Annotated in this window: 24 protein-coding genes and 1 pseudogene; 13 read left to right on the forward strand and 12 right to left on the reverse strand. The window is 62.9% G+C overall.

Features of this window, described 5'->3' with window-relative positions; translation table 11 throughout:
• Positions 1–154 precede the first annotated feature (154 nt).
• The 4 genes from ccoP to ccoN are packed head-to-tail and all read right to left on the reverse strand — an operon-like array spanning position 155 to position 3,324.
• The gene (gene ccoP, locus CK486_RS02535) at positions 155–1,090 is read right to left on the reverse strand and encodes a cytochrome-c oxidase, cbb3-type subunit III (protein ID WP_095938697.1); all 936 of its coding nucleotides are present in this window, start codon (positions 1,088–1,090) and stop codon (positions 155–157) included.
• Between the two features lie 6 nt (positions 1,091–1,096).
• On the reverse strand, positions 1,097–1,255 hold the full coding sequence (locus CK486_RS02540) for a cbb3-type cytochrome c oxidase subunit 3 (RefSeq protein WP_095938698.1): 159 nt from the start codon (positions 1,253–1,255) through the stop codon (positions 1,097–1,099).
• A gap of 6 nt (positions 1,256–1,261) precedes the next feature.
• On the reverse strand, positions 1,262–1,882 hold the full coding sequence (ccoO, locus tag CK486_RS02545) for a cytochrome-c oxidase, cbb3-type subunit II (RefSeq protein ID WP_095938699.1): 621 nt from the start codon (positions 1,880–1,882) through the stop codon (positions 1,262–1,264).
• An 11-nt stretch (positions 1,883–1,893) separates the two neighbouring features.
• Complete coding sequence (ccoN, locus tag CK486_RS02550) at positions 1,894–3,324, reverse strand: cytochrome-c oxidase, cbb3-type subunit I (protein ID WP_095938700.1); 1,431 nt, start codon at positions 3,322–3,324, stop codon at positions 1,894–1,896.
• 120 nt (positions 3,325–3,444) lie between these two features.
• On the opposite strand from ccoN, the gene CK486_RS02555 reads away from it, so the two are divergent.
• Positions 3,445–4,074: an alpha/beta family hydrolase gene (locus CK486_RS02555; RefSeq protein WP_095938701.1), complete on the forward strand. Its 630-nt coding sequence runs from the start codon at positions 3,445–3,447 to the stop codon at positions 4,072–4,074.
• On the opposite strand, the gene CK486_RS02560 is transcribed toward CK486_RS02555, so the two are convergent.
• A complete protein-coding gene (locus tag CK486_RS02560; protein WP_095938702.1) occupies positions 4,064–5,629 on the reverse strand; it encodes a PAS domain-containing methyl-accepting chemotaxis protein in 1,566 nt (521 codons plus the stop codon). The two genes, CK486_RS02555 and CK486_RS02560, sit on opposite strands and share 11 nt — an antisense overlap.
• 228 nt (positions 5,630–5,857) lie before the next feature.
• On the opposite strand from CK486_RS02560, the pseudogene rlmM reads away from it, so the two are divergent.
• Positions 5,858–6,906 (forward strand): annotated as a pseudogene (gene rlmM / locus CK486_RS02565) (23S rRNA (cytidine(2498)-2'-O)-methyltransferase RlmM).
• Positions 6,907–6,924: 18 nt separating this feature from the next.
• Here rlmM and CK486_RS02570 read toward each other — a convergent pair.
• The gene (locus tag CK486_RS02570; protein WP_095938703.1) at positions 6,925–8,472 is read right to left on the reverse strand and encodes a S9 family peptidase; all 1,548 of its coding nucleotides are present in this window, start codon (positions 8,470–8,472) and stop codon (positions 6,925–6,927) included.
• A gap of 139 nt (positions 8,473–8,611) precedes the next feature.
• On the opposite strand from CK486_RS02570, the gene tusA reads away from it, so the two are divergent.
• Both tusA and CK486_RS02580 read left to right on the forward strand, forming a co-directional pair.
• Positions 8,612–8,851, forward strand: a complete 240-nt coding sequence (gene tusA / locus CK486_RS02575; protein WP_095938704.1) for a sulfurtransferase TusA — start codon at positions 8,612–8,614, stop codon at positions 8,849–8,851.
• A gap of 3 nt (positions 8,852–8,854) precedes the next feature.
• Entirely contained in the window at positions 8,855–9,307 is a 453-nt protein-coding gene (locus CK486_RS02580; RefSeq protein ID WP_095938705.1) for a gamma-glutamylcyclotransferase family protein, read from the forward strand.
• On the opposite strand, the gene CK486_RS02585 is transcribed toward CK486_RS02580, so the two are convergent.
• A complete protein-coding gene (locus CK486_RS02585) occupies positions 9,298–10,683 on the reverse strand; it encodes an MATE family efflux transporter (RefSeq protein WP_095938706.1) in 1,386 nt (461 codons plus the stop codon). The two genes, CK486_RS02580 and CK486_RS02585, sit on opposite strands and share 10 nt — an antisense overlap.
• Before the next feature lie 115 nt (positions 10,684–10,798).
• Between CK486_RS02585 and pdxB the strand changes: the two genes are divergently transcribed.
• The gene (gene pdxB / locus CK486_RS02590; RefSeq protein ID WP_095938707.1) at positions 10,799–11,941 is read left to right on the forward strand and encodes a 4-phosphoerythronate dehydrogenase PdxB; all 1,143 of its coding nucleotides are present in this window, start codon (positions 10,799–10,801) and stop codon (positions 11,939–11,941) included.
• Here pdxB and CK486_RS02595 read toward each other — a convergent pair whose 3' ends face one another.
• Positions 11,942–12,121, reverse strand: a complete 180-nt coding sequence (locus CK486_RS02595; protein WP_095938708.1) for a PA1571 family protein — start codon at positions 12,119–12,121, stop codon at positions 11,942–11,944. It lies immediately after the preceding gene.
• A 156-nt stretch (positions 12,122–12,277) separates the two neighbouring features.
• Between CK486_RS02595 and CK486_RS02600 the strand changes: the two genes are divergently transcribed.
• From CK486_RS02600 to CK486_RS02610, 3 genes are read left to right on the forward strand one after another with little or no spacing between them, the layout of a single operon-like run.
• Positions 12,278–13,411 (forward strand): ATP-NAD kinase family protein, encoded by a 1,134-nt coding sequence (locus CK486_RS02600; protein ID WP_095938709.1) that lies wholly within the window; start codon positions 12,278–12,280, stop codon positions 13,409–13,411.
• Positions 13,412–13,447: 36 nt separating this feature from the next.
• Positions 13,448–15,208 carry an ABC transporter transmembrane domain-containing protein gene (locus CK486_RS02605; protein ID WP_095938710.1) on the forward strand — a complete coding sequence of 587 codons (1,761 nt, stop codon included), beginning with the start codon at positions 13,448–13,450 and terminating at the stop codon, positions 15,206–15,208.
• A 3-nt stretch (positions 15,209–15,211) separates the two neighbouring features.
• On the forward strand, positions 15,212–16,300 hold the full coding sequence (locus CK486_RS02610; RefSeq protein WP_095938711.1) for a saccharopine dehydrogenase family protein: 1,089 nt from the start codon (positions 15,212–15,214) through the stop codon (positions 16,298–16,300).
• A 47-nt stretch (positions 16,301–16,347) separates the two neighbouring features.
• Here CK486_RS02610 and CK486_RS02615 read toward each other — a convergent pair whose 3' ends face one another.
• Complete coding sequence (locus tag CK486_RS02615) at positions 16,348–16,629, reverse strand: pyrimidine/purine nucleoside phosphorylase (protein WP_095938712.1); 282 nt, start codon at positions 16,627–16,629, stop codon at positions 16,348–16,350.
• A 64-nt stretch (positions 16,630–16,693) separates the two neighbouring features.
• Positions 16,694–17,251, reverse strand: a complete 558-nt coding sequence (locus tag CK486_RS02620; RefSeq protein WP_095938713.1) for an exonuclease domain-containing protein — start codon at positions 17,249–17,251, stop codon at positions 16,694–16,696.
• Between the two features lie 148 nt (positions 17,252–17,399).
• Here CK486_RS02620 and CK486_RS02625 point away from each other — a divergent pair, with 148 nt between their 5' ends.
• Positions 17,400–18,272 carry an NAD(P)-dependent oxidoreductase gene (locus tag CK486_RS02625; RefSeq protein WP_095938714.1) on the forward strand — a complete coding sequence of 291 codons (873 nt, stop codon included), beginning with the start codon at positions 17,400–17,402 and terminating at the stop codon, positions 18,270–18,272.
• A 1-nt stretch (position 18,273) separates the two neighbouring features.
• On the opposite strand, the gene CK486_RS02630 is transcribed toward CK486_RS02625, so the two are convergent.
• Entirely contained in the window at positions 18,274–18,615 is a 342-nt protein-coding gene (locus CK486_RS02630; RefSeq protein WP_095938715.1) for a DMT family protein, read from the reverse strand.
• A gap of 135 nt (positions 18,616–18,750) precedes the next feature.
• On the opposite strand from CK486_RS02630, the gene CK486_RS02635 reads away from it, so the two are divergent.
• Both CK486_RS02635 and CK486_RS02640 read left to right on the forward strand, forming a co-directional pair.
• Positions 18,751–19,005: a YkgJ family cysteine cluster protein gene (locus tag CK486_RS02635; RefSeq protein ID WP_095939047.1), complete on the forward strand. Its 255-nt coding sequence runs from the start codon at positions 18,751–18,753 to the stop codon at positions 19,003–19,005.
• Between the two features lie 54 nt (positions 19,006–19,059).
• Positions 19,060–19,665, forward strand: a complete 606-nt coding sequence (locus CK486_RS02640; RefSeq protein ID WP_095938716.1) for an START domain-containing protein — start codon at positions 19,060–19,062, stop codon at positions 19,663–19,665.
• A gap of 61 nt (positions 19,666–19,726) precedes the next feature.
• Here CK486_RS02640 and gltA read toward each other — a convergent pair whose 3' ends face one another.
• Positions 19,727–21,016 (reverse strand): citrate synthase, encoded by a 1,290-nt coding sequence (gltA, locus tag CK486_RS02645; RefSeq protein ID WP_095938717.1) that lies wholly within the window; start codon positions 21,014–21,016, stop codon positions 19,727–19,729.
• 348 nt (positions 21,017–21,364) lie between these two features.
• Here gltA and sdhC point away from each other — a divergent pair, with 348 nt between their 5' ends.
• The gene (gene sdhC, locus CK486_RS02650) at positions 21,365–21,751 is read left to right on the forward strand and encodes a succinate dehydrogenase, cytochrome b556 subunit (protein WP_176481630.1); all 387 of its coding nucleotides are present in this window, start codon (positions 21,365–21,367) and stop codon (positions 21,749–21,751) included.
• Positions 21,745–22,113 (forward strand): succinate dehydrogenase, hydrophobic membrane anchor protein, encoded by a 369-nt coding sequence (gene sdhD / locus CK486_RS02655; RefSeq protein ID WP_095938719.1) that lies wholly within the window; start codon positions 21,745–21,747, stop codon positions 22,111–22,113. Before sdhC ends, sdhD begins: the two co-directional genes overlap by 7 nt.
• Positions 22,114–22,115: the final 2 nt, after the last annotated feature.

Below are 22,115 nucleotides of genomic sequence, written 5' to 3' on the forward strand. Positions count from 1 at the left end.
GCAAAGACCAAGTCGTTTTGTCGGGTAAAGAGGTGCGACATCGGGTCGCAGTAGGCGGGCGGGCTAACCGTGCAGGTGCGCTGAAGTTGGTCAGCCTGTTTGGCGCTGAGTCTGGAAAGGTTAGCGGCGCATCCCTGCGCCGCTGTTCTTGCAGTTACTTGCTGGAGACTTCAGCCGGTTGTTGCGACAGGCTGTAGACGTAGGCTGCGAGCAGGTGAACCTTGTCGTTGCCCAGGTACTGCTCTTGCGCCGGCATCTGGCCGTTGCGGCCATAGCGCAGGGTCTGCTGAATCTGAGTAAGGCTCGAACCATAGATCCAGGCCGAGGGCTTGGTCAGATCGGGTGCGCCCATCATCGGCATACCTTTGCCTTCAGCACCATGGCAAGCGGTGCAGTTGGTCGCGAACTGCTGCTTACCGGCAGCCAAGTCTGCCTGGGTGCCTTCCGGCTGTTTCAGGCCAGCGAGGTCCTGACGCACATAGGCAGCCACATTTTTTACGCCTTCCTCACCGAGGATTGCGCCCCAAGCCGGCATGGCAGCCATGCGACCGTGCAGGATGGTGGTCTTGATGCTGGCAGTGTCGCCGCCCCAGCGCCAGCTGTTGTCAGCCAGGTTGGGGAAGCCCGGTGCACCTTTGGCATCAGAGCCGTGGCAGATCGAGCAGTAAGTGGCGAACAGACGGTTGCCCATCTTCAGTGCCTGCGGATCTTTGGCAACATCTTCCAGTGGCATGGCTGCATATTTGGCGAAGATGGGGCCGTATTGCTCGTCAGCACGGCTGACTTCGCGCTCCCACTGCTTGACCTGGGTCCAGCCGCCTTCATAACCCGGCAGCAGGCCTTTCCAGTTACCCAGCGCTGGGTAGAGGGCGAAATAGATCACGCCAAACACGATGGTGCCGACGAACAGCAGGAACCACCACTGCGGCAGCGGATTGTCATATTCCTCAATGCCGTCGAAGGCATGGCCCATGGTCTTGTCGGTGACGCCCTTCGTCTCACCCTTGCGGGTGCTGAAGATCAGCCACGTCAGCGCCACCAGGGTGCCGATGGTGAGGAGAGTGATGTACCCACTCCAGAACGAGGTCATGGTTGTTTACTCCTGATTTTTCGAGTTGCGGTCGTCGGCGAAGGGCAGCAGGGCGGCTTCATCGAAGCCGCTCTTGCGCTTGCCACTGAAGGCCCAGAGCACCAGACCGACAAAGGCCATCAGTACCAGTGCTGTGCCGAGACCCCGCAGAGTTCCGATATCCATGGTTGCTTACCGCTTGTTCTTCAGGCTGGTGCCGAGAACTTGCAGGTAGGCCACCAGGGCGTCCATTTCGGTTTTGCCCTTGACCGCGTCGCTGGCACCGGCAATGTCCGCATCGCTATACGGCACGCCTAGGGTGCGCATTGCTTGCATCTTCTTGGCGGTGTCCTTGCCGTCGAGCTGGTTTTCCACCAGCCATGGGTAGGCCGGCATCTTCGACTCCGGCACTACGTTGCGCGGGTTGTACAGGTGAGCACGATGCCAGTCATCGGAGTAGCGACTACCGACGCGTGCCAGGTCCGGACCGGTACGCTTGGAGCCCCACAGGAACGGGTGGTCGTAGACGCTTTCGCCGGCAACGGAGTAGTGGCCATAACGCTCGGTTTCAGCGCGGAACGGACGCACCATCTGCGAGTGGCAGCTGACGCAGCCTTCCTTGATGTAGATGTCGCGGCCTTCCAGTTGCAGGGCGGTGTAGGGCTTGAGGCCTTCCACCGGCTGAGTGGTTTCTTTCTGGAAGAACAGCGGCACGATCTGCACCAGACCACCGATGGAGACGGCCAGGATCATGCACAGGGCCATCAGGCCGACGTTTTTCTCGAGAATTTCGTGTTTGCTGTTATTGCTCATCTCGCTGCTCCTCAGGCTGGCTGGCCGGCGGCTTGTACTTGTTCCGCCGTCGCGGAGCTCACGGTGCGCCAGGTGTTGTAGGCCATCACCAGCATGCCGGCGAGGAAGATCGCGCCGCCGATCATGCGTACCAGATAGCCATAGTGGCCGGCCTCAAGGGCTTCAACGAAGGAGTAGGTGAGGGTGCCGTCTTCGTTGACTGCACGCCACATCAGACCCTGGGTGATGCCGTTGACCCACATCGAGGCGATGTACAGCACGGTGCCGATGGTGGCGAGCCAGAAATGGGTGTTGATCAGGCCGGTGCTGTGCATCTCTTCACGACCGAAGACTTTCGGGATCAGGTGATACAGCGAGCCGATCGACACCATGGCTACCCAGCCGAGGGCGCCGGCGTGTACGTGGCCGATGGTCCAGTCGGTGTAGTGGGACAGGGCGTTGACGGTCTTGATGGCCATCATCGGGCCTTCGAAGGTGGACATGCCGTAGAAGGCCAGGGACACCACCAGGAAGCGCAGGATGGGGTCGCTACGCAGTTTGTGCCAGGCACCCGACAGGGTCATCATGCCGTTGATCATGCCACCCCAGCTCGGAGCCAGCAGAATCAGGGACATCACCATGCCCAGGGACTGAGCCCAGTCCGGCAGAGCGGTGTAGTGCAGGTGGTGCGGACCGGCCCAGATGTACACGGCGATCAGTGCCCAGAAGTGCACGATCGACAGACGATAGGAGTAGACCGGGCGGCCTGCCTGCTTCGGTACGAAGTAGTACATCATGCCGAGGAAGCCGGCAGTCAGGAAGAAGCCCACGGCGTTGTGGCCGTACCACCACTGGATCATTGCGTCAGTCGCACCGGCGTAGGCCGAGTAGGACTTCAGGGCGGTGACTGGCAGTTCGGCGTTGTTGACCAGGTGCAGGATTGCCACGGTCAGGATGAAGCCACCGAAGAACCAGTTGCCTACGTAGATGTGGCTGGTCTGGCGCTTGGCAACAGTGCCGAAGAACACGATGGCATAGGCCACCCAGACGACAGTGATCAGAATGTCGATCGGCCATTCCAGCTCGGCATACTCCTTGGAGGTCGTAATGCCCAGCGGCAGGGTGATGGCCGCCAGCAGGATCACCAGTTGCCAACCCCAGAAGGTGAAGGTTGCCAGTGGGCCACCGAACAGGCGGGCCTGACAGGTGCGCTGTACGGTGTAGTAGGAAGTGGCAAACAGTGCGCAACCGCCGAAGGCGAAGATCACCGCGTTGGTGTGCAGCGGACGCAAGCGCCCGAAGCTGGTCCAGGGAAGACCGAGGTTGAGTTCCGGCCAGACAAGCTGGGCCGCGATGAGGACGCCAACGGCCATCCCGACGATGCCCCAAATGACCGTCATAATGGCGAATTGGCGGACCACCTTGTAGTTGTAGGCAGTCTGCTGTGTGGTTGCTGTGCTCATGTTATGGGCTTCCATACACGGTTATGGATACTGGCTGCGCTTTTGCGCAGAACAAGCATCCGCAAAGCACGACTTGCGGTTATTGACTGAGATCAATTGTCACAGTCTCGGTGAGGTTTTATGGAACTGCTTTGGAATCATGCTGTCGGGGCGGCTTCGGCCACCTTGATCTTGGCGCACGGAGCGGGTGCCGGGATGGACTCGGTGGTGCTTGAAAAACTGGCTCAAGCGCTTGCTGCCCGTGGCTTTGCGGTAGTGCGCTTCGAGTTTCCCTACATGGCTGCCCGGCGACTGGATGGCAAGCGTCGCCCGCCTGATCCGCAGCCCCGTTTACTGGCCAGTTGGCGTGAGGTTTATGCCAGCGTGCGACAGCAGGTCGCAGGATCTGTGTTGCTGGGGGGTAAGTCCATGGGTGGGCGCATGGCCAGTCTGCTGGTCGACGAGCTAGGAGCCGATGCGCTGGTCTGTTTTGGCTATCCCTTCCATCCCGCCGGCAAGCCGGACAAGCTGCGCGTGGAGCACTTGCACGGTATTCATGCCCCAGCCCTGATTATTCAGGGAGAGCGTGATGCGTTGGGTAATAGAGCGGAGGTCGAAGGTTACGATTTGCCGTCGCGTATCGCCATGCACTGGCTAGCAGCGGCAGACCATGACTTGAAACCACTCAAGAGCAGTGGTTTCAGTCATGAGCAGCATCTGCAGGCTGCTGCCTACGCGGTGGCAGCCTGGGTGGAACGCATTATCGATTGAAGCGCTCTACCAGAGAGAATTGCCCTTTGGCTGTTTCGCTCAAGCCCTGGCTCAGTTCGGCGGTGCGATGAGCAGAGCCTGTGGTTTCTTCGGCGAGTTGGGCAATGGTTTCTACTTTGTGGTTGATGTTTTCGGCTACTGCGCTCTGCTCATCGGCAGCTGCCGCGATCTGGTTGGCCATATCGGCGATATGTGCCACCGCATCGCTAATGCCGACCAATGCGTCGTCTGCCTGCTGTACCTTGAGCACACCCTCGTCAGCCTGACGACGGCCGTTGTCCATGGTGGCTACGGCCTCCTCGGCGGTGCGTTGCAGTTTGGCGATCAGTTGGTGAATCTGCCCGGTCGACTCGGCTGTGCGGCTGGCCAGGGAGCGTACTTCATCGGCAACCACGGCAAAGCCACGGCCCATCTCACCGGCGCGGGCCGCTTCGATCGCGGCATTGAGTGCGAGCAGATTGGTCTGGTCGGCAATGCCCTTGATCACATCGACTACGCCACCAATCTCACTGCTGTCCTGGGCCAGACGAGTCACTGTCTCGCCTGTCTCACTGACCGCATTGGACAGGCGCTGAATAGCGTCTCGGGCCTCGTCAGTGATATGTCTTCCTGACAGGGTCAGTTGATTGGCCTGCTGGGTGGCATCAGCCGTGCGTTGTACGTTGCGGGCTACTTCTTGGGTGGTGGCAGCCATCTGCTGAACTGCCGCTGCCACCTGTTCGGTTTCCAGGTGTTGTAGTTGAAGCCCGTCGGCACTGCTGCGGGCCAGTCGGTCGGCGTCATTTGCCTGGGTGGTGAGCTGTTCGGCGGTATCTTGCAGGCGTGTCAGGCAGGTTTTCAGGCGGGCCTCCTGACTGCGCATGGCCAGCTCCAGACGTGCTTCGTCACCTTCACTGTCGGTGTACATCTGGGCAATCAGTGGGTCGGAGGTGGCCTGTTCAGCGATTTTCAGCAGGCGCCTGGTGCTTCGCCCTTGCCAGGCCAGGCCCAACAGACCGAGCGGAATGGAGAGCAGGGCAGCAAGGATGAATCCCCAGTGCCCGTCCAGCCAGGCACCGATGGCCCAACCCACCTGGCTCAGGAGAATGAATGGCAGCCAGTTTCTTACCATCGGTAGCCAGCGGTTACTCGCAGGGATAGCGCTTTTACCACTGTTGATGCGCTGATAAAGGGCTTCGGCGCGCCGTATCTGCTCGCTGCTGGGTTTGACCCTGACCGACTCGTAGCCGGTCACTTGGCTGCCTTCAAATATCGGCGTGACATAAGCGTTGACCCAGTAGTGGTCACCGCTTTTGCAGCGGTTCTTGACGATGCCCATCCAGGGTTTGCCTTGCTTAAGAGTGGTCCACATATGGGCAAACACGGCTGGTGGTACATCGGGATGACGTACCAGATTGTGCGGGGCTCGCATCAGCTCTTCACGGCTATAGCCACTGATCTCGATAAAGGCTTCGTTGCAATAGGTGATCAGACCTTTTTGATCTGTCGTTGAGATCAGGCGCTGTTGCGCTGGGAAAGTGCGTTCGCGCTGGGTCACGGGCTGGTTATTACGCATGGCGGGATCAACTTTCTAATGTGAGTCACTGCTCTTTGGCAGGATTTCTTATTTATCGCCTGGCTGCGTCGTAAGTTTAGTCAGCCGGAACTCGTAAAACGCTGGGCCAGGTGACTGGCCAATGCGTATAGGTATAGACGCTGTTCCTGTATCGCAGAAGGTTGTGTGCTGCTGCTCAGGTATCATGCGCGCCATTGCATAAGAGGCTGCTGGCAGCCGGAGTGGGAAATGAACAGTCTGTTGCTGCATTGTCGTCCGGGATTCGAGGGTGAGGTCTGTGCCGAGATCAGTGATCTGGCGGCGCGTCATGAAGTGGCGGGCTATGCCCGCAGCAAGCCGAACCAGGCCTATGCCGAGTTCGTCTGCACCGAGCCGGGCGGTGCCGAGCGACTGATGCGCAAGCTGCGGTTCAGCCGTTTGATCTTCATCCGCCAGTGGGCGCGCGGCAGTTTCCTGGCTCTGCCGGAGACCGATCGCATCAGCGTCTTGCAGGAGGCTCTGGCCGATTACCCGCAGGCCGGCAGTCTGTGGCTGGAGGTGTTCGATACCAACGAAGGCAAGGAGCTGTCGGGGTTCTGCAAGAAGTTTGAGGCGCCGCTGCGCAAGGCCCTGAACAAGACCGGCAAGCTGGTGGAAGACCGTCTCAAACCGCGACTGCTGCTGACCTTCAAGAGCGGTCGTGAAGTCTTTCTCGGTCTGGCCGAAGCCGATAACTCGGCGTTCTGGCCGATGGGCATTCCGCGCCTGAAGTTCCCCCGCGAGGCCCCCAGCCGCTCGACGCTGAAACTGGAGGAGGCCTGGCACCACTTCATCCCGCGGATGAGTGGGATGCACGCCTGGCGCCGGCGATGACCGCCGTGGATCTGGGGGCGGCCCCCGGCGGCTGGACCTGGCAGCTGGTCAACCGGCATATTCGGGTGACGGCGGTGGACAACGGACCCATGGCCGAGAGCCTCATGGACTCGGGGCTGGTGGAACATCAGCGGGCTGACGGCTTCACTTTCAAGCCGCGCAAGCCGGTGAACTGGATGGTCTGCGATATCGTCGAGAAGCCCGCACGGACAGCGGCGATGATCGAGACCTGGCTGGGCGAGGGCTGGTGCCAGGAGGCGGTGGTCAACCTCAAACTGCCCATGAAGCAGCGTTTCGCCGAGGTGCAGCGCCTGCTGGAGCGTATCGAGGATGGACTGAAGGCGCGTGGCCTCAAGGTCAGCATCGGCTGCAAGCAGCTGTACCACGACCGCGAGGAAGTGACCTGCCACCTGCGCCGTTTATAACGACGCAGGCAGCCATGCTTAGCGCGTTGCCAGCGGGGCGTTGAGCGGCAGCAGGGCGGGTAGCTCGACTTCGCCCTGCAGGGCTACCGCGCGCGGGCTCCATGAGCTGTTGAACAGGTACTGACCGCTGAAACCGCTGAACTGCAGGCCCAGCACGTCTCCGGGCTCTAGTGCCGCGCTGACACTGGTCAGCTGCAGCTCGCTGCGTTGCCCCAGCGGCGTGACCTGCTCATTGAGCGTCTCGATCCGGCCATCGGCCCGCTTCACCGCCATGGCGGCAAACACCTGTTCTCGTTCATGGCTGCCCTGCAGGGTCAGGCGGGTGCTGCCCAGCAGGGCGCTGGGTTGCTCGATGGTGCGCAGCGGTACGAACTGGCTGGGGCTGAGCAGGCCGCTGGTCAGCGGTCGTACTTCGGTCAGCGGCAGTGCCACGCGCTCACCGGCGGATGGCAGCGCGTTCAGCGCCAGACCCTGGTCCAGATTCAGGCTCACGCACAGCTCCGGCACGCTGGCTGCCACGCCCGGGCGGCCACGCAGTTTCTCCTCGTACCAGGCAACGATGGCCTGGTAGTAGTTGATGGCCCGTTCCCCGCAGTGCAGCACCGGCTCGTTGTTGAAGGGCGGCAGGCCACTCCAGGTCTGTGTCGGCGGCGGCAGGATATGCCCGGCCTGCATGCCGAGCAGGCGCACGTCGCGCTGGCCCTGCTGCAGGCAGTCACGAATCTTGAGGCTCTGGTCGAGGGGGAACAGGGTGTCGCGCATGCCCTGAATCAGCAGGGCGTCGGCCTGCGGGCGCTGCCCACGGTCACAGTAACTGGTCAGGCTGTGTGCCTTGAGCTCGGCTTGCACCTCGGGACGCATGGTGCCGTCGGCGGTGCGCAGGTAGGGCGCCTGGACGAACTTGCCGAGGTCGTAGCCGGTGGCCAGACCGAGGCCGAGCAGCACGCCGCCCCAGCCGATCTTCAGGTCGCCCTGCGGGGCCAGGGCATCGGCCAGGTCGTACCAGGTGGCAATGGGCACCAGCGCGTCGATGCGTGAGTCCTCGGCAGAGGCGAGCAACTGCACGGCGCCGCCATAGCTTTCGCCGAGCATGCCGACGCGTGGATCGCCGGGGGCGTCCATCTGCAGACGTGGCAGGTGGCTGGCTGACCAGTCGATGACCGCCAGGGCGTCCTGCACCTCGTAGCGCGGGTCCATCATTTCGATGTCGCCCTCGCTGCCGCCCCAGCCGCGCTGGTCGTAGCTGACCACCCAGTAGCCGGCTCGCCAGGCGGTCAGCGCCGCGCGGCCGGACATCATCTGGGTGCCGTAGAAACCATTCGGCCCGGTGACCCGCCAGCCGCCCCAGCCATGGGTGTGTACCACCAGCGGCGCCTGTTCGCCGGCCTTGAGAGCAGGCTGGAACACGGTGGCGGAGAGGCGCGTGCCATCACGACCGGTGATCACCGTTTCGAAATGGGTGGCCGGCAGGTCGCGCTCGGCGCTCTGGCTGTAGTCGGGCAGTTGCTCGCGGGCGGCGCAGCCGGCCAGCAGCAGGCTGGCGGCGCAAAGGGTGATCAGGCGCATGGTGTTTTCTTGTTCGGGTCGCGGTGGGCGCAGCTTGCCCGAGGCTCCCGGCACAAGCCGCCCATCCAAGGTTGTGTGGTCAGAGGTGACCCTGTGCGCGCGATCGGCGAGAATGCTTGCCTGTCTTCGGAGGTTGCTGATGTCCCTGCAAGCTGACTCGATTCTCGATGCCACCGGCCTCAATTGCCCTGAGCCGGTGATGATGCTGCACAACAAGGTGCGTGACCTGGCCCCCGGCGGCCTGCTCAAGGTTATCGCCACCGATCCCTCGACTCGCCGCGATATTCCCAAGTTCTGCATGTTTCTCGGCCACGAACTGATCGAGCAGAGTGAGTCGAAGGGCACCTACCTGTACTGGATCCGCAAAAAGGCCGAGTAAGCCATGCCTTACTATTTCGCCTATGGCTCAAACATGAACCCGGCGCGCATGCGCAGCCGTGGCCTGCTGTTTGACGAAGCGCTGGCAGGGCAGCTGTCTGGTTTTGCTCTGTGCTTCAACAAACGCGCCCATGACCGTCCGGGGCGTTCATACGCCAATATCCGCTACCAGCGTGATGGTGTGGTCGAAGGGGTTCTCTACCGGCTGAGCCATGCCGATGAAATCCGCAAGATGGACCCTTTCGAGGGCACCCCCGTCTTTTACAGCCGCGAACGTATGCCCGTGCTGACTGCGCGGGGCGTGATCGCGGCTTGGGTCTATGTGGCCAATCCGGCCATGCGCGAAGAGGGGCTTTGGCCCACCAGAGCCTACCTCGAGCATCTGCTGGCCGGGCGTGAGTTTCTCAGTGAGGCATACTGGCAGGCATTAGCCGCGGTTCCGGCGCATCACGACTGAGCGCCGGCTGCGCGGATATGCCGTCTGGCACTACGGGCCAGGCGAATGCCCAGCAGCAGGGCCGCGCAGCTCAGACCGACCACCAGCCCCTGCCACAACCCCCGCGGGCCGCTCGGCTCGCCCAGCCAGTCGGTCAGGCCCAGGCTGTAACCCACCGGCAGGCCAATGCCCCAGTACGCCAGCAGGGTAATCAGCATGGTTACGCGGGTGTCTTGATAGCCGCGCAGGGCGCCGGCGGCAGTGACCTGGATGGCATCGGAAAACTGGAAGAACGCCGAGTAGATCAGAAGCGAGCCGGCCACCCCGATCACGGCCAGGTCCGGGGTGTAGATTTCGGCGATATCCGTGCGCAGCCAGAGCATGCCGCTGGCCGACAGGCAGGCATACGCCAGGGCGGTGGCCATGGCCACGCCGGCGGCAAAACGTGCTTCGCGCGGTTCGCGGCGCCCCAGCGCCTGACCCACCCGCACGGTGGCGGCCATGCCCAGCGAGTAGGGGATCATGAACACCATGGAACTGAAGTTCAGCGCAATCTGATGGCCCGCCACCACGGTGGCGCCGAGCCCGCCAATCAGCAGGGCAATCACCGAGAAGATGCTGGCTTCGGCAAAGATCGACACCCCGATCGGCAGGCCGACGCTGAGCAGACGACGGATCACCGAGCCCTGCGGCCAGTCGAAACGCCGCAGCAGTCCGCTGGCCTGGTAATAGGGCGCCCAGGCTACCCAGATCAGCATGCCCAGCAGCATGGCAACCATCACCAGCGCGGTGGCCCAGCCACAACCCACGCCGCCCATGGCCGGCAGGCCGAGCTTGCCGTAGATGAAGATGTAGTTCAGCGGGATGTTCAGCAGCAGTCCCAGCAGCCCCAGCACCATGGTCGGGCGGGTATGGCCAAGGCCGTCGCTGAAACAACGCAGCACGTGGTACAGCGCCACCGCGGGGAAACCGCAGGCCACTGCGCGCAGGTAGCCCATGGCGGGCTCGATCAGCGAATCATCGACCTGCATCCAGTGCAGCACCGGTTCGGCATTCCACAGGGCGACAGCGCACAGCAGGCCTACAGCCAGAGCCAGCCACAGGGCCTGGCGCACCAGCGGGCCGATCTCGCTGTGGTTGCCTGCACCAAAGCGTTGCGCCACCTTGGGTGTGGTGGCCAGCAGCACGCCGGTCATCAGCAGGAAAACCGGCACCCACAGCGAGTTGCCCAGCGCGACCGCGGCCAGATCGCGCGGGCTGACGCGGCCAGCCATCACGGTATCGACAAAGCCCATGGCGGTATGCGCCAGCTGGGCAATGATGATCGGGACGGCGAGGGCCAGCAGGGCGCGCAGCTCGGTGCGGATGCGCTGCAGGCGGGGGGCAAAGGAGGACACGCGGCTTCAACCTGACAAGGAAAAGCGGCCTAGTCTACGCCCTGACGCACCGGTCAGAAAAGCCGCGGCGGGTCGCGATGACGTAGAATGCGCGGCATTGATGGGAGAGGGCGCCATGCTGCTAGTTGCCGACGAAAACATTCCACTGCTCGACGAGTTCTTTGCCGACTTCGGTGAAATCCGCCGCTACCCGGGGCGCAGTATCAGTGCCGAGCAGGTGCGAGATGCCGACGCGCTGCTGGTGCGCTCGGTGACCCGGGTGGACGAGGCCCTGCTGGCCGGCAGCCGGGTGCGCTTTGTCGGCACCTGTACCATCGGCACCGACCATCTGGATCTGGCCTATTTCGCCAGTGCTGGTATCCATTGGGCCAGTGCGCCGGGCTGCAACGCGCGCGGTGTGGTGGATTACGTGCTCGGCAGCCTGCTGGCGCTGGCCCAGCAGACCGGCCGGCGCCTGGATCAGCTGGTCTACGGGGTGGTGGGCGCCGGCCAGGTGGGCAGTCGCCTGGTTCGCGTGCTGCAGGGGCTGGGCTGGCAGGTGCGGGTGTGCGATCCGCCACGCCAGGCGGCCGAAGGCGGCGATTTCGTCGAGCTGGCGCAGATTCTCGGCGAATGCGATGTGATCAGCCTGCACACGCCGCTGACCCGCGAGGGTGCCCATCCGACCCATCACCTGATCGGCGCCGCGCAATTGCAGGCGCTCAAGCCTGGCGCCTGGCTGATCAATGCCAGCCGCGGGGCGGTGGTGGATAACGCAGCCCTGCGGGCGCATCTGGAGGCGGATGCCGAGCTGGAAGTGGTGCTGGATGTGTGGGAGGGCGAGCCGCAGGTGGATGTCGAGCTGGCAGCCCTTTGCCAGCTGGCCACCCCGCATATCGCCGGCTACAGCCTGGACGGCAAGCTGCGTGGCACGGCGATGATCTATGAGGCGTTCTGCGCTTTTCTCGGACAGGTGCCGCAGCGCCATCTCAGCGACTTGCTGCCTGCGCCCTGGCTGAGTGAGTTGCAGGTAACGCCCGAGGCATCGCCGGAGTGGCTGCTGGCTCAGGTGTGCCGCGCCGTCTACGACCCGCGCTTGGATGACGCCAACTTCCTGCGTTCGTTACAGGGCGATGCCGCCACGCGGCGTGCTGCGTTCGATCAGCTGCGCAAGCACTATCCCTACCGACGCGAGATCGACGGGCTGAGGGTCAGGCTGCAGGGGGACAATCCGGCCCAGAGCGCACTACTGCGCGCCTTGGGGGTGCAACTGGTGTAATCAGCCGCGCTTGGCAGTGGCGAGGCTGCAGTTGTCCAGCTCGCGGCAAGCCAGCTGGACCATGGCTTCGGTGATGGGGACTTCGCGGCCCTGAGCATCGATGATGCTGCCGCCCAGTGCCTGATTGGCGGCTGGGGCAGTGAAACGAGGGGCCTGCTGGACGTTGTTCTGTGCTTGCATGGTGACTTCCTCATCAGGGTGTGCTGGCAGTCTAGGTCGTGGTCATGACTGCTCTGTGACAGTGTCGGCAACTGGCCGGAAGGTTCAGGCTAGCCGGCTTTTTCTCCGGCGCACGGTTATTCATCGGCGCCGAATGGTTAGGTGTGAGGTGTATGCATGACGGCATTCAGGCTGGGCTTGATCATCAATCCGCTGGCCGGGCTGGGCGGCCCGGCAGCCCTCAAGGGCAGCGATGGCATGGCCGCCGAAGCTCTGGCTCGCGGCAGCGAACCGCGTGCCAGCGAGCGCACCCGGCTGGCGTTGCAGTGCCTGCTGCCACTGCGTGAGCGCCTGCAGTTCCTCTCCTTTCCCGGCGCCATGGGCGCCGACCTGCTGCACGAACTTGGTTTCGCCCATCAGGTACTGGGAAGCCTCAGTGACGCGGCGACCAGCGCGGAAGACACAAAAGAGGCGGTGCAACAGCTGCAGGCTGCCGGTTGTGGGCTGATCCTTTTTGCCGGCGGTGACGGCACCGCGCGCGATGTGTGCAGTGTGGTGCAGGAAGGCCAGCCGGTACTGGGTATTCCGGCGGGTGTGAAGATCCACTCCGGGGTCTATGCCATCAGCCCGCGCGCTGCCGGTGAGCTGGCCGCGCGCCTGGTGGAAGGCGGTCTGGTGCGCCTGGCCTGCGGTGAGGTGCGCGATCTTGACGAGGCGGCGCTGCGCGAGGGGCGGGTGGCCGCGCGCTGGTACGGCGAGCTGACGGTGCCGGAAGAGGGCCACTTCATGCAGCAGACCAAGCAGGCCGGCATGGAGTCCGAGGAACTGGTGCTGCTGGAGCTGGCCGACTGGCTGCAGGACAGCATGGAGGACGGTGTGCGCTACGTGTTTGGCCCCGGCTCGACCCTGCACGGTCTGGCGCATAACCTGGGGCTGGAGACCACGCTGCTGGGCGTGGATGTGATCGAGAACGGCCGGGTGCTGGCCCATGATGTCACCGAGGCGCAGCTGTTCGAGCTGGTCGACGGCTATCCGAGCCGGCTGCTTGTCACCGCCATCGGCGGTCAGGGCCATATCCTCGGGCGCGGCAACCAGCAGATCAGTCCGCGGGTGTTGCGTGCCATCGGCCTGGATCACCTGCGGGTGGTGGCCACCAAGCGCAAGCTGGGCACCCTGCAGGGGCGGCCGCTGCTGGTCGATAGCGGCGATCCGCAACTGGATGACAGTTTCCCCGCGGCGGTGCGGGTATGGGCCGGGTACAAGGAAGAGCTGCTCTATCCACTCGGCTGGCAGCATGAGGACGCGACATAGGGCAAGCTGCCCATCTGCATTGAGGGAGGTGTTGTCTTGAGTCTGCTATCACCGCGTCATCGCACTGCCCTGGGTCTGGCGGCCAGTTTTATAGCGCCTTACCGTCTGCGCGTGGCAGGTGCCCTGCTGGCGCTGCTGTTTACCGCCGCTATTACCCTGTCGATGGGGCAGGGCATCCGCTTATTGGTCGACCAGGGGCTGGCGACGCAGTCGGTGACGGCCCTCAAGCAGTCGCTGCTGCTGTTTCTCCTGTTGGTGCTGGCGCTGGGTGTCGGCACCTTTGCCCGTTTCTATCAGGTGTCCTGGCTGGGCGAACGGGTGGTGGCGGATATCCGCAGGCGGGTGTTCGATCATCTGCTGACCCTGCATCCGGGCTTCTTCGAAGCCAACCGGGCCTCGGAAATCCAGTCGCGACTGACCGCCGACACCACGCTGCTGCAGACGGTGATCGGCTCCTCGCTGTCGCTGGCGCTGCGCAACGCCATCATGCTGCTCGGTGGCATCGTCCTGCTGTTTGTGACCAACGCCAAGCTGACTGCCATCGTGGTGCTGGCCTTGCCGCTGGTGCTGGTGCCGATCCTGTTGTTCGGCCGGCGGGTGCGCGCGTTGGCGCGGCAGAGCCAGGACCGGGTGGCTGATGTCGGCAGCTATGTGGCCGAGACTCTGGGCCAGATCAAGACGGTGCAGGCCTACAACCACGAGGCCGAGGACCGTCAGCGCTTCGCCGCCACGGTGGAGGCGAGCTTTGCCACCGCGCGCCGCCGCATCACCCAGCGTGCCTGGCTGATCAGTGTGGTGATCATCCTGGTGCTCGGCGCCGTGGGGCTGATGCTCTGGGTCGGCGGTCTGGATGTGATCGAGGGGCGGATCAGTGGCGGCGATCTGGCGGCATTCGTGTTTTACAGCCTGATCGTCGGCGGTGCTCTGGGTACCCTGAGCGAAGTGATCGGCGATCTGCAAAGCGCCGCCGGTGCCGCTGAGCGTATCGCCGAGCTGCTGGCCAGCCGTAGCCTGATTGCCCCTCCGGCGCAGCCGCGCAGCTTGCCTGTCGCTGTGCAGGGCACCTTGCAGCTGGAACGGGTGCGTTTCACCTACGCCGGACGTGAGCATCCGGCGCTGGATGGCGTGGATCTCGAGGTGCTGCCCGGTGAGACTCTAGCGCTGGTCGGTCCTTCCGGGGCGGGCAAGTCGACCCTGTTCGATCTGCTGCTGCGCTTTCATGACGTTGATGAGGGGCTGATCCGCCTCGACGGCATGCCTATCACCGAGCTGGAACCGGCCGCGCTGCGCCGCTGCTTTGCGTTGGTGTCGCAGCAACCAGCACTGTTCCACGGCACGGTGGCGGAGAACCTGCGCTACGGCCGGCTGGATGCCAGCGATGCCGAGGTCGAGGCTGCTGCCCGTGCGGCCCATGCCCATGAGTTCATTGTTGCGTTGCCGCAGGGTTACGACACGCCGCTGGGCGAGGCGGGGCAGGGGCTTTCCGGCGGTCAACGCCAGCGTCTGGCGATTGCGCGCGCCTTGCTCGCCGATGCGCCCATTCTGCTGCTGGATGAGGCCACCAGTGCGCTGGATGCCGAGAGTGAGCATCTGATCCAGCAGGCGCTGCCGCAACTGATGGCCGGGCGCACCACGCTGGTCATCGCCCACCGTCTGGCCACGGTCAAGGATGCCGACCGCATCGCCGTGCTGGAGCACGGGCGTATTCGCGCCATTGGCCGGCATGCGCAGCTGATCGAGAGCGATCCGCTGTATGCGCGGCTGGCCGAACTGCAGTTCGAAGTTGACAGGGAGTAGTCCATGCGTGTGCTGGTACTGGGGGGATATGGCAACTTCGGCCAGGTGATAGTGCGGGCGATTGCCGCCATTGCCGGCGTCGAGGTCTGGGTGGGCGGGCGCGATCAGGGCAAGGCCAGAGCACTGGCGGAAGCTGTCGGAGGACAGGGAGTCGCCTTGGATATCGGTCAGCCAACGCTGGCGCAGCGTTTGCGGGAACTCTGCGCCGATCTGGTGATTTCGACGGTTGGCCCTTTCCAGGGGCAGGATTATCGGGTGGCTGAGGCCTGTATGAATGCCGGCGCGCATTACATCGACCTGGCCGATGCGCGCGATTTTGTCTGCGGTATCAGTTACCTGGATCAGGCTGCGCGTGAGGCCGGCGTTCTGCTCTGCAGCGGGGCGAGTTCGGTGCCCGCGCTGAGTGCTGCAGTGGTCGACAGCCTGCAGCTGCGCTTTGCCCGGCTCGACGGTATCGAGCATGGCATCAGCTCATCGGAGAAGACCCCGGGTCTGTCGACGTTGCAGGCGGTTCTCAGTTATTGCGGCAAAGCGTTCCAGCAGTGGCGGGCGGGGCGCTGGCAAACCGTCTATGGCTGGCAGGAGCCGCGCCGGCATGCTTTTCGCGCGCCCATGGGGCCTCGCTGGATGGTCAACTGCGACGTGCCCGATTTGGAGCTGTTCCCGCAGCGCTACCCCGGGGTGCAGGCGGTGCGCTTCAGTGCCGGTGTGGGGCTGCGTCTGACCCAGTTCGGTACCTGGATGCTGTCCTGGCTGGTGCGCAGTCGCCTGTTGCCAACCGCCTTGCCGCTGGCCCCGCTGCTGCGGGGTATCGCCCAGCGCTTGGAACCCCTGGGCGATGGTTATTCGGGCATGTTTGTCGAGCTGACTGGCACAGGGACGGATGGGCAGCCACTTAGGTTGTGCTGGGAACTCTTGGCATTAGGTAACGATGGCCCGAACATCCCGTGCATGGCCGCCGTGGCGCTGGTACGCAAGATGGCAATGGGGCAGCTTGAACACTGCGGCGCTCGGCCATGCCTGGGGCTGCTCAGCGTCGAGGAATACCTGGCGGAGCTGGCAGGGTTCGCCATCAGCGTTGAGCTGCGTTAAGCATAAAGAAACCGGCCATTGAGGCCGGTTTTCATAACGCGGAAAACTTAGCGGTATTCGCACAGGTAGGCGGTGTCTTCGGCGACCTTCAGCTGGAACTTGCTGTTGGCCGGGACGGTGAACTTGCTGCCGGCGGCGAAGGTTTCGAAGGCGTCGCTGCCCGGCAGCTTGACGGTCAGGGCGCCGGCAACCACGTGCATGACTTCCAGCTGGCTGGTGCCGAACTCGTACTCGCCCGGGGCCATCACGCCGATGGTGGCCGGACCTTCGCTCATGCCGAAGGCGATGGATTTGACGGTGCCGTCGAAGTACTCGTTGACCTTGAACATGGGGATTCCTCGGAAGGGGGTCAAAAAAGGGCGGCCAGTATGCCCAAGCCGGCTGCCCCAGTCACTAGGCGAGTGGCCGCTCCGTCAGGCGGGTCAGCGGCAGCAGGCGGGCGGTGTTGCGGGCGTCTTCCAGGGCGCGGTGCTGGGTGCCCTGAAAGTGCAGGCCGGCCAGCTGCAGGGCGGTATTCAGGCCGACCTGTCGCTTCAGTTGGCGGCTTTCGGCAAAGCACTGTTTGAGATTGTGATGGGGGACCTGTAGGAAGCTGCTGTCGAGCTGATGCGCTCGGCATTCCTGCAGAATCTGCCGGCGGTCGTAGTCGCCCCAGCTGAGCCAGCCAGTCAGTTTCGGCAGGTGTGGGGCAAGCCATTGCTCGAAGCCGCTCCAGACCTGGGCGAAGCGCTCTGCGCTATCAATCTGGGCTTGCTGGATATGGGTCAGTTCTCGGCAGAAGCTGGTGAGGAGCGGGCGCCGCTGGGGGCAGACGAAGCGCTGGAAATGATCCAGCTCGCGGCCATTGCTGTCGACCAGGGAGGCACCGATCTCGATGATTTCCATTTCTTCCAGGGGCCAGCCACCTTCTTCGGTGGTGGCTTCCAAGTCGATCACAAGCCAATGCGACATAAGGTCCTCCGTGACAGTGGCAGCAGTATGGAGTGGCTTTGCATGGCGAGCAAACCGCGAGTTCGGGGCGCTTGTGTGGAGCAGTGCGGCTTGCGCGGAAATGCCAACAGCACCTAGGCTCGCAGCATGGTGAACCGAGGAGTTAGCAATGGCTAAGGTGGCATTTATCGGGTTGGGCGTGATGGGTTACCCGATGGCGGGGCATCTGGCCCGCGAGGGGCACGAGGTGACGGTGTACAACCGCACCCCCGCGCGGGCGCTGCAGTGGCAGGAGCAGTACGGCGGTGAGATCGCCGTCACGCCGCGGGAGGCCGCGCAGGGTGCTGAGCTGGTGATGGTGTGTGTCGGTAATGACGATGATCTGCGTCAGGTCGTGCTGGGCGCCGAGGGGGCTCTGGCCGGTATGGCGGCCGGCAGCATTCTGGTGGATCACACCACGGCCTCGGCCAATGTCGCCCGCGAGCTGGCGGTGCAGGCGGCCGAGCGTGAGGTGGGCTTTCTCGATGCGCCGGTTTCCGGTGGTCAGGCCGGGGCGGAAAACGGCCTGCTGACGATCATGGTGGGTGGCGAGGCGGCATTCTTTCAGCGTGCGGAGCCGGTGATCGACAGCTATGCGCGGATGAGTCGCCTGATGGGCCCGGTGGGCAGCGGTCAGTTGACCAAGATGGTCAATCAGATCTGCATCGGCGGATTGCTCCAGGGGCTCTCCGAGGCGCTGCATTTTGCCCAGTGCGCCGGCCTCGATGCCGAGGCAGCGATGGAGGTGATCAGCAAGGGCGCGGCGCAGTCCTGGCAGCTGGAGCATCGGCACCAGACCATGCTGGCGGGCAAGTTCGACTTCGGCTTTGCCGTCGACTGGATGCGCAAGGACTTCGCCATTGTCCTCGACGAGGCACGCGGCAACGGCGCGCAGTTGCCGGTGACCGCGCTGGTCGATCAGTTCTACGCCGATGTGCAGGCCATGGGTGGTGGTCGCTGGGATACCTCCAGCCTGATTGCCAGGCTCAAACCCAGGGCCTGAATCAGCTGCGGAAGATGAAGTACACCGCGCCGAGCAGGCACAGCCCGGCCCACAGGTAGTCGAGTTTCAGCGGCTGCTGCATGTACAGCACGCTGAAGGGGACGAAGACCGCCAGGGTGATGACTTCCTGCATGATCTTCAGCTGGCCAACCGACAGTTCGGTGTAACCGATACGGTTGGCCGGCACCATGATCAGGTATTCGAACAGGGCAATACCCCAGCAGATCAGGGCGGCGATGTACCAGGGTTTGTTGCCGAGGGTCTTGAGGTGGCCGTACCAGGCAAAGGTCATGAACAGATTGGACAGGCAGAGCAGGGCAGCGGTTTGCATCCAGGCCGGCATGGCGGGTTCTCGCAGGGCAAAGCGGCAAGCCTAATCAGCTGGCCGTCATGCGCCAAGGGGTAGATGAGCTGTAGGGCTGCTGCCTGTGCGGTTTGGCGTTACTATCGCCGCCCTTCAATGATGTGGGAGGTTTTCATGGAGTGTCGTGCTGGCTGTGGAGCGTGCTGTATTGCTCCCTCCATCAGTTCACCCATTCCCGGAATGCCCAATGGCAAGGCGGCGGGAGAGCGCTGCGTGCAGCTGGATGAGCGGGACTTTTGCCGTCTGTTCGGTTTGCCGGAGCGGCCCTCGGTGTGTCTTGGATTCAAGGCCGACGAGATGGTCTGTGGTGGTTCCCGCGAGGAGGCGCTGCGCCTGATCGGCTGGCTGGAGCAGGCAACGACGGTTTAGTGCGGCCGGCTGGAGTGGTGCGGTCGGATCATGGTTTTGCTGAGGAGAGAGTTGATGGGAATGTTGCGGGGTGTCACTGCTGCTTGTGCGCTGCTGGTGCTGGCTGCCGGTGCGCAGGCGGAAGAGTGGAAGCTGGCCAAGGATGAAGACGGTATTCAGGTTTATCTCAGCAGCGTGCCGGGATCGAAGTACAAGGCCTATCGTGGCGTTGCTCTGATCAGGGCGGACATGGCCAGCCTGCGCAAGCTGCAGGAAGATGTGGCAGGCTCCTGTGCCTGGATTCATGAGTGCCGCGAGCAGAAGTCGCTGAAGGCCGAGGGCGACAAGCACTGGACCTATACGCGCTTCAATACGCCCTGGCCGGTGACGCCGCGGGATTCGGTCATGGAGGTCACCACCGAGGAAGGCGCTGATGGCAGCATCACCCGCCATCTCAAGGGGGTGCCGACCTACGTGCCGGAGGAGAAGGGCTTTGTGCGGGTGAGCAAGGTCGAGGGCATCTGGAAGTTCACGCCAAAGGCCGATGGCCAGGTTGAGGCGCTGTATCAGGTGCATACCGAGCCGGGTGGCAGTATTCCTTCCTGGCTGGCCAACAGCTTTGTGGTTGATGCGCCTTACCTGACGCTGGAGAAGCTGCGCGCTCTGGCGGAAAAACGCTGAGCAACAGGCAATAAAAAACGGGAGCCGAGGCTCCCGTTTTTTATGTCGAGGAGGAAGGCGCTTAGTTGCGCTCTTCCAGCTTGACGTAGTTGCGCTGCTCGTAGCCGGTGTACAGCTGGCGCGGACGGCCGATCTTGTAAGGGCTGGAGAGCATTTCCTTCCAGTGCGAGATCCAGCCGACGGTACGCGCCAGGGCGAAGATCACGGTGAACATGCTGGTTGGAATGCCGATCGCCTTGAGGATGATGCCCGAGTAGAAGTCGACGTTCGGGTACAGGTTGCGTTCCTTGAAGTACGGATCGGTGAGGGCGATCTCTTCCAGGCGCATGGCCAGTTCCAGCTGCGGGTCGTTCTTGATGCCCAGTTCGGCCAGAACTTCGTCGCAGGTCTTCTTCATCACGGTGGCGCGCGGGTCGCGGTTCTTGTACACGCGGTGACCGAAGCCCATCAGCTTGAACGGATCGTTCTTGTCCTTGGCCTTGGCGATGAACTTGTCGATGTTCTCGACGCTGCCGATCTCGTCCAGCATGGTCAGCACGGCTTCGTTGGCGCCGCCGTGAGCCGGGCCCCAGAGGGCGGCGATACCGGAAGCGATACAGGCGAACGGGTTGGCACCCGAGGAGCCGGCCAGACGTACGGTGGAGGTCGACGCGTTCTGCTCATGGTCGGCGTGCAGGACGAAGATGCGGTCCATGGCCTTGGACAGTACCGGGCTGATCGGTTTGATCTCGCACGGCGTGTTGAACATCATGTGCAGGAAGTTTTCCGCGTAGTTCAGGTCGTTGCGCGGATACATCATCGGCTGGCCAGTGGAGTACTTGTAGGCCATGGCGGCGATGGTCGGAATCTTGGCAATCAGGCGCATCGCGGAGATTTCGCGGTGCTGCGGATTATTGATGTCAAGGGAGTCGTGGTAGAAGGCAGAGAGGGCGCCGACGACGCCGCACATGATCGCCATCGGGTGGGCGTCACGGCGGAAACCGTTGAAGAAGCTCTTGAGCTGCTCGTGAACCATGGTGTGGTTCTTGATGGTGCTGACGAACTTCTCTTTCTGCGCAGCGTTCGGCAGTTCGCCGTTGAGCAGCAGGTAGCAGGTTTCCAGGTAGTCGGAGCTTTCGGCCAGTTGCTCGATCGGGTAGCCGCGGTGCAGCAGGATGCCCTTGTCACCGTCGATGTAGGTGATCTTCGACTCGCAGGAGGCGGTGGACATGAAGCCCGGGTCAAAAGTGAAGTGACCGGTAGCGGTCAGGCCACGCACATCGATCACGTCCGGCCCCACGGTGCCACTCAGAACGGGCAGTTCGACGGGGGCAGCGCCCTCGATGATCAACTGCGCTTTTTTGTCAGCCATGTGGCCTCCTAATTAATGCTTGAAATCATCTGACTGCCCCCCACGCAGGGCTGGCGACACTATAGAGCCATAAAAATTAATGTCAATTTGCGAAAACGCAGGCGGCATAAGGGTTTGCGTGCAAAAAATTGAACAGAAAAGGCGGCTAATACGCCATTTTTTTAGCCCGCGCAATCCGCTTTTAGGGAGGGGTTGTCGCGTTGTTATTAGCTGGCTAACTGTCTATACTCGACCACCGACCGTAGGCGGGATTCTGCCCCTGTCTATGGTTGGCAGCACTCCCTTGGTGAAGGGGTACCTGACCAGTGCACTTCCCGACAACTTGCCCTGCGGTATTGGGGCCTCAGTGTGAAAAAAGCCGTGAATAGCCAACGACCTGTAAACCTAGATCTTAGGACTATCAAACTCCCGATCACTGCTTATACCTCCATTCTGCACCGCGTATCCGGTGTCATCCTGTTCGTCGGCCTGGCCGTGCTGCTTTACGCACTGGACAAGTCCCTGGCGTCCGAGGAAGGCTTCGCGCAGGTAAAAGAATGTCTGACCAGTCCGCTGGCTAAGTTCGTGACCTGGGGCCTTCTGTCCGCCCTGCTGTATCACCTGGTGGCCGGCGTACGCCACCTGATCATGGACATGGGCATCGGTGAGTCGCTGGAAGGCGGCAAGCTGGGCTCCAAGCTGGTCATCGTCATCTCGGCGGTGCTGATCGTGCTGGTGGGGGTGTGGGTATGGTAACCAACGTCACGAATTTCTCGCGTTCGGGTCTCTATGACTGGATGGCTCAACGCGTTTCTGCGGTCGTTCTCGCGGCTTATTTCCTCTTCCTGCTTGGCTACCTGGTGGCCAATCCGGGTGTGACCTATGCCGACTGGCATGGTCTGTTCTCCCAGAACTGGATGCGCATTTTCAGTCTGCTGGCCATGCTCTCCATCGCGGTGCACGCATGGGTTGGCATGTGGACCATCACCACTGACTACCTGACCCACATGGCGCTGGGCAAGTGGGCCACTGGTGTGCGTTTCCTCGTTCAGGCGTTCTGTGGCATGGCGATGTTCGTGCTGTTCGTCTGGGGCGTACAGATTCTCTGGGGTATCTGATT

The organism is Pseudomonas sp. HAR-UPW-AIA-41 (assembly GCF_002304225.1).
Lineage (GTDB): Bacteria > Pseudomonadota > Gammaproteobacteria > Pseudomonadales > Pseudomonadaceae > Aquipseudomonas.

Bases quoted from the DNA above. Each gene is read 5' to 3' on its own strand.
- ccoP (WP_095938697.1), bottom strand. From the start codon at position 1,090: ATGACCTCGTTCTGGAGTGGGTACATCACTCTCCTCACCATCGGCACC.
- CK486_RS02540 (WP_095938698.1), bottom strand. From the start codon at position 1,255: ATGGATATCGGAACTCTGCGGGGTCTCGGCACAGCACTGGTACTGATG.
- ccoO (WP_095938699.1), bottom strand. From the start codon at position 1,882: ATGAGCAATAACAGCAAACACGAAATTCTCGAGAAAAACGTCGGCCTG.
- ccoN (WP_095938700.1), bottom strand. From the start codon at position 3,324: ATGAGCACAGCAACCACACAGCAGACTGCCTACAACTACAAGGTGGTC.
- CK486_RS02555 (WP_095938701.1), top strand. From the start codon at position 3,445: ATGGAACTGCTTTGGAATCATGCTGTCGGGGCGGCTTCGGCCACCTTG.
- CK486_RS02560 (WP_095938702.1), bottom strand. From the start codon at position 5,629: ATGCGTAATAACCAGCCCGTGACCCAGCGCGAACGCACTTTCCCAGCG.
- CK486_RS02570 (WP_095938703.1), bottom strand. From the start codon at position 8,472: ATGCGCCTGATCACCCTTTGCGCCGCCAGCCTGCTGCTGGCCGGCTGC.
- tusA (WP_095938704.1), top strand. From the start codon at position 8,612: ATGTCCCTGCAAGCTGACTCGATTCTCGATGCCACCGGCCTCAATTGC.
- CK486_RS02580 (WP_095938705.1), top strand. From the start codon at position 8,855: ATGCCTTACTATTTCGCCTATGGCTCAAACATGAACCCGGCGCGCATG.
- pdxB (WP_095938707.1), top strand. From the start codon at position 10,799: ATGCTGCTAGTTGCCGACGAAAACATTCCACTGCTCGACGAGTTCTTT.
- CK486_RS02595 (WP_095938708.1), bottom strand. From the start codon at position 12,121: ATGCAAGCACAGAACAACGTCCAGCAGGCCCCTCGTTTCACTGCCCCA.
- CK486_RS02600 (WP_095938709.1), top strand. From the start codon at position 12,278: ATGACGGCATTCAGGCTGGGCTTGATCATCAATCCGCTGGCCGGGCTG.
- CK486_RS02610 (WP_095938711.1), top strand. From the start codon at position 15,212: ATGCGTGTGCTGGTACTGGGGGGATATGGCAACTTCGGCCAGGTGATA.
- CK486_RS02615 (WP_095938712.1), bottom strand. From the start codon at position 16,629: ATGTTCAAGGTCAACGAGTACTTCGACGGCACCGTCAAATCCATCGCC.
- CK486_RS02620 (WP_095938713.1), bottom strand. From the start codon at position 17,251: ATGTCGCATTGGCTTGTGATCGACTTGGAAGCCACCACCGAAGAAGGT.
- CK486_RS02625 (WP_095938714.1), top strand. From the start codon at position 17,400: ATGGCTAAGGTGGCATTTATCGGGTTGGGCGTGATGGGTTACCCGATG.
- CK486_RS02630 (WP_095938715.1), bottom strand. From the start codon at position 18,615: ATGCCGGCCTGGATGCAAACCGCTGCCCTGCTCTGCCTGTCCAATCTG.
- CK486_RS02635 (WP_095939047.1), top strand. From the start codon at position 18,751: ATGGAGTGTCGTGCTGGCTGTGGAGCGTGCTGTATTGCTCCCTCCATC.
- CK486_RS02640 (WP_095938716.1), top strand. From the start codon at position 19,060: ATGGGAATGTTGCGGGGTGTCACTGCTGCTTGTGCGCTGCTGGTGCTG.
- gltA (WP_095938717.1), bottom strand. From the start codon at position 21,016: ATGGCTGACAAAAAAGCGCAGTTGATCATCGAGGGCGCTGCCCCCGTC.
- sdhD (WP_095938719.1), top strand. From the start codon at position 21,745: ATGGTAACCAACGTCACGAATTTCTCGCGTTCGGGTCTCTATGACTGG.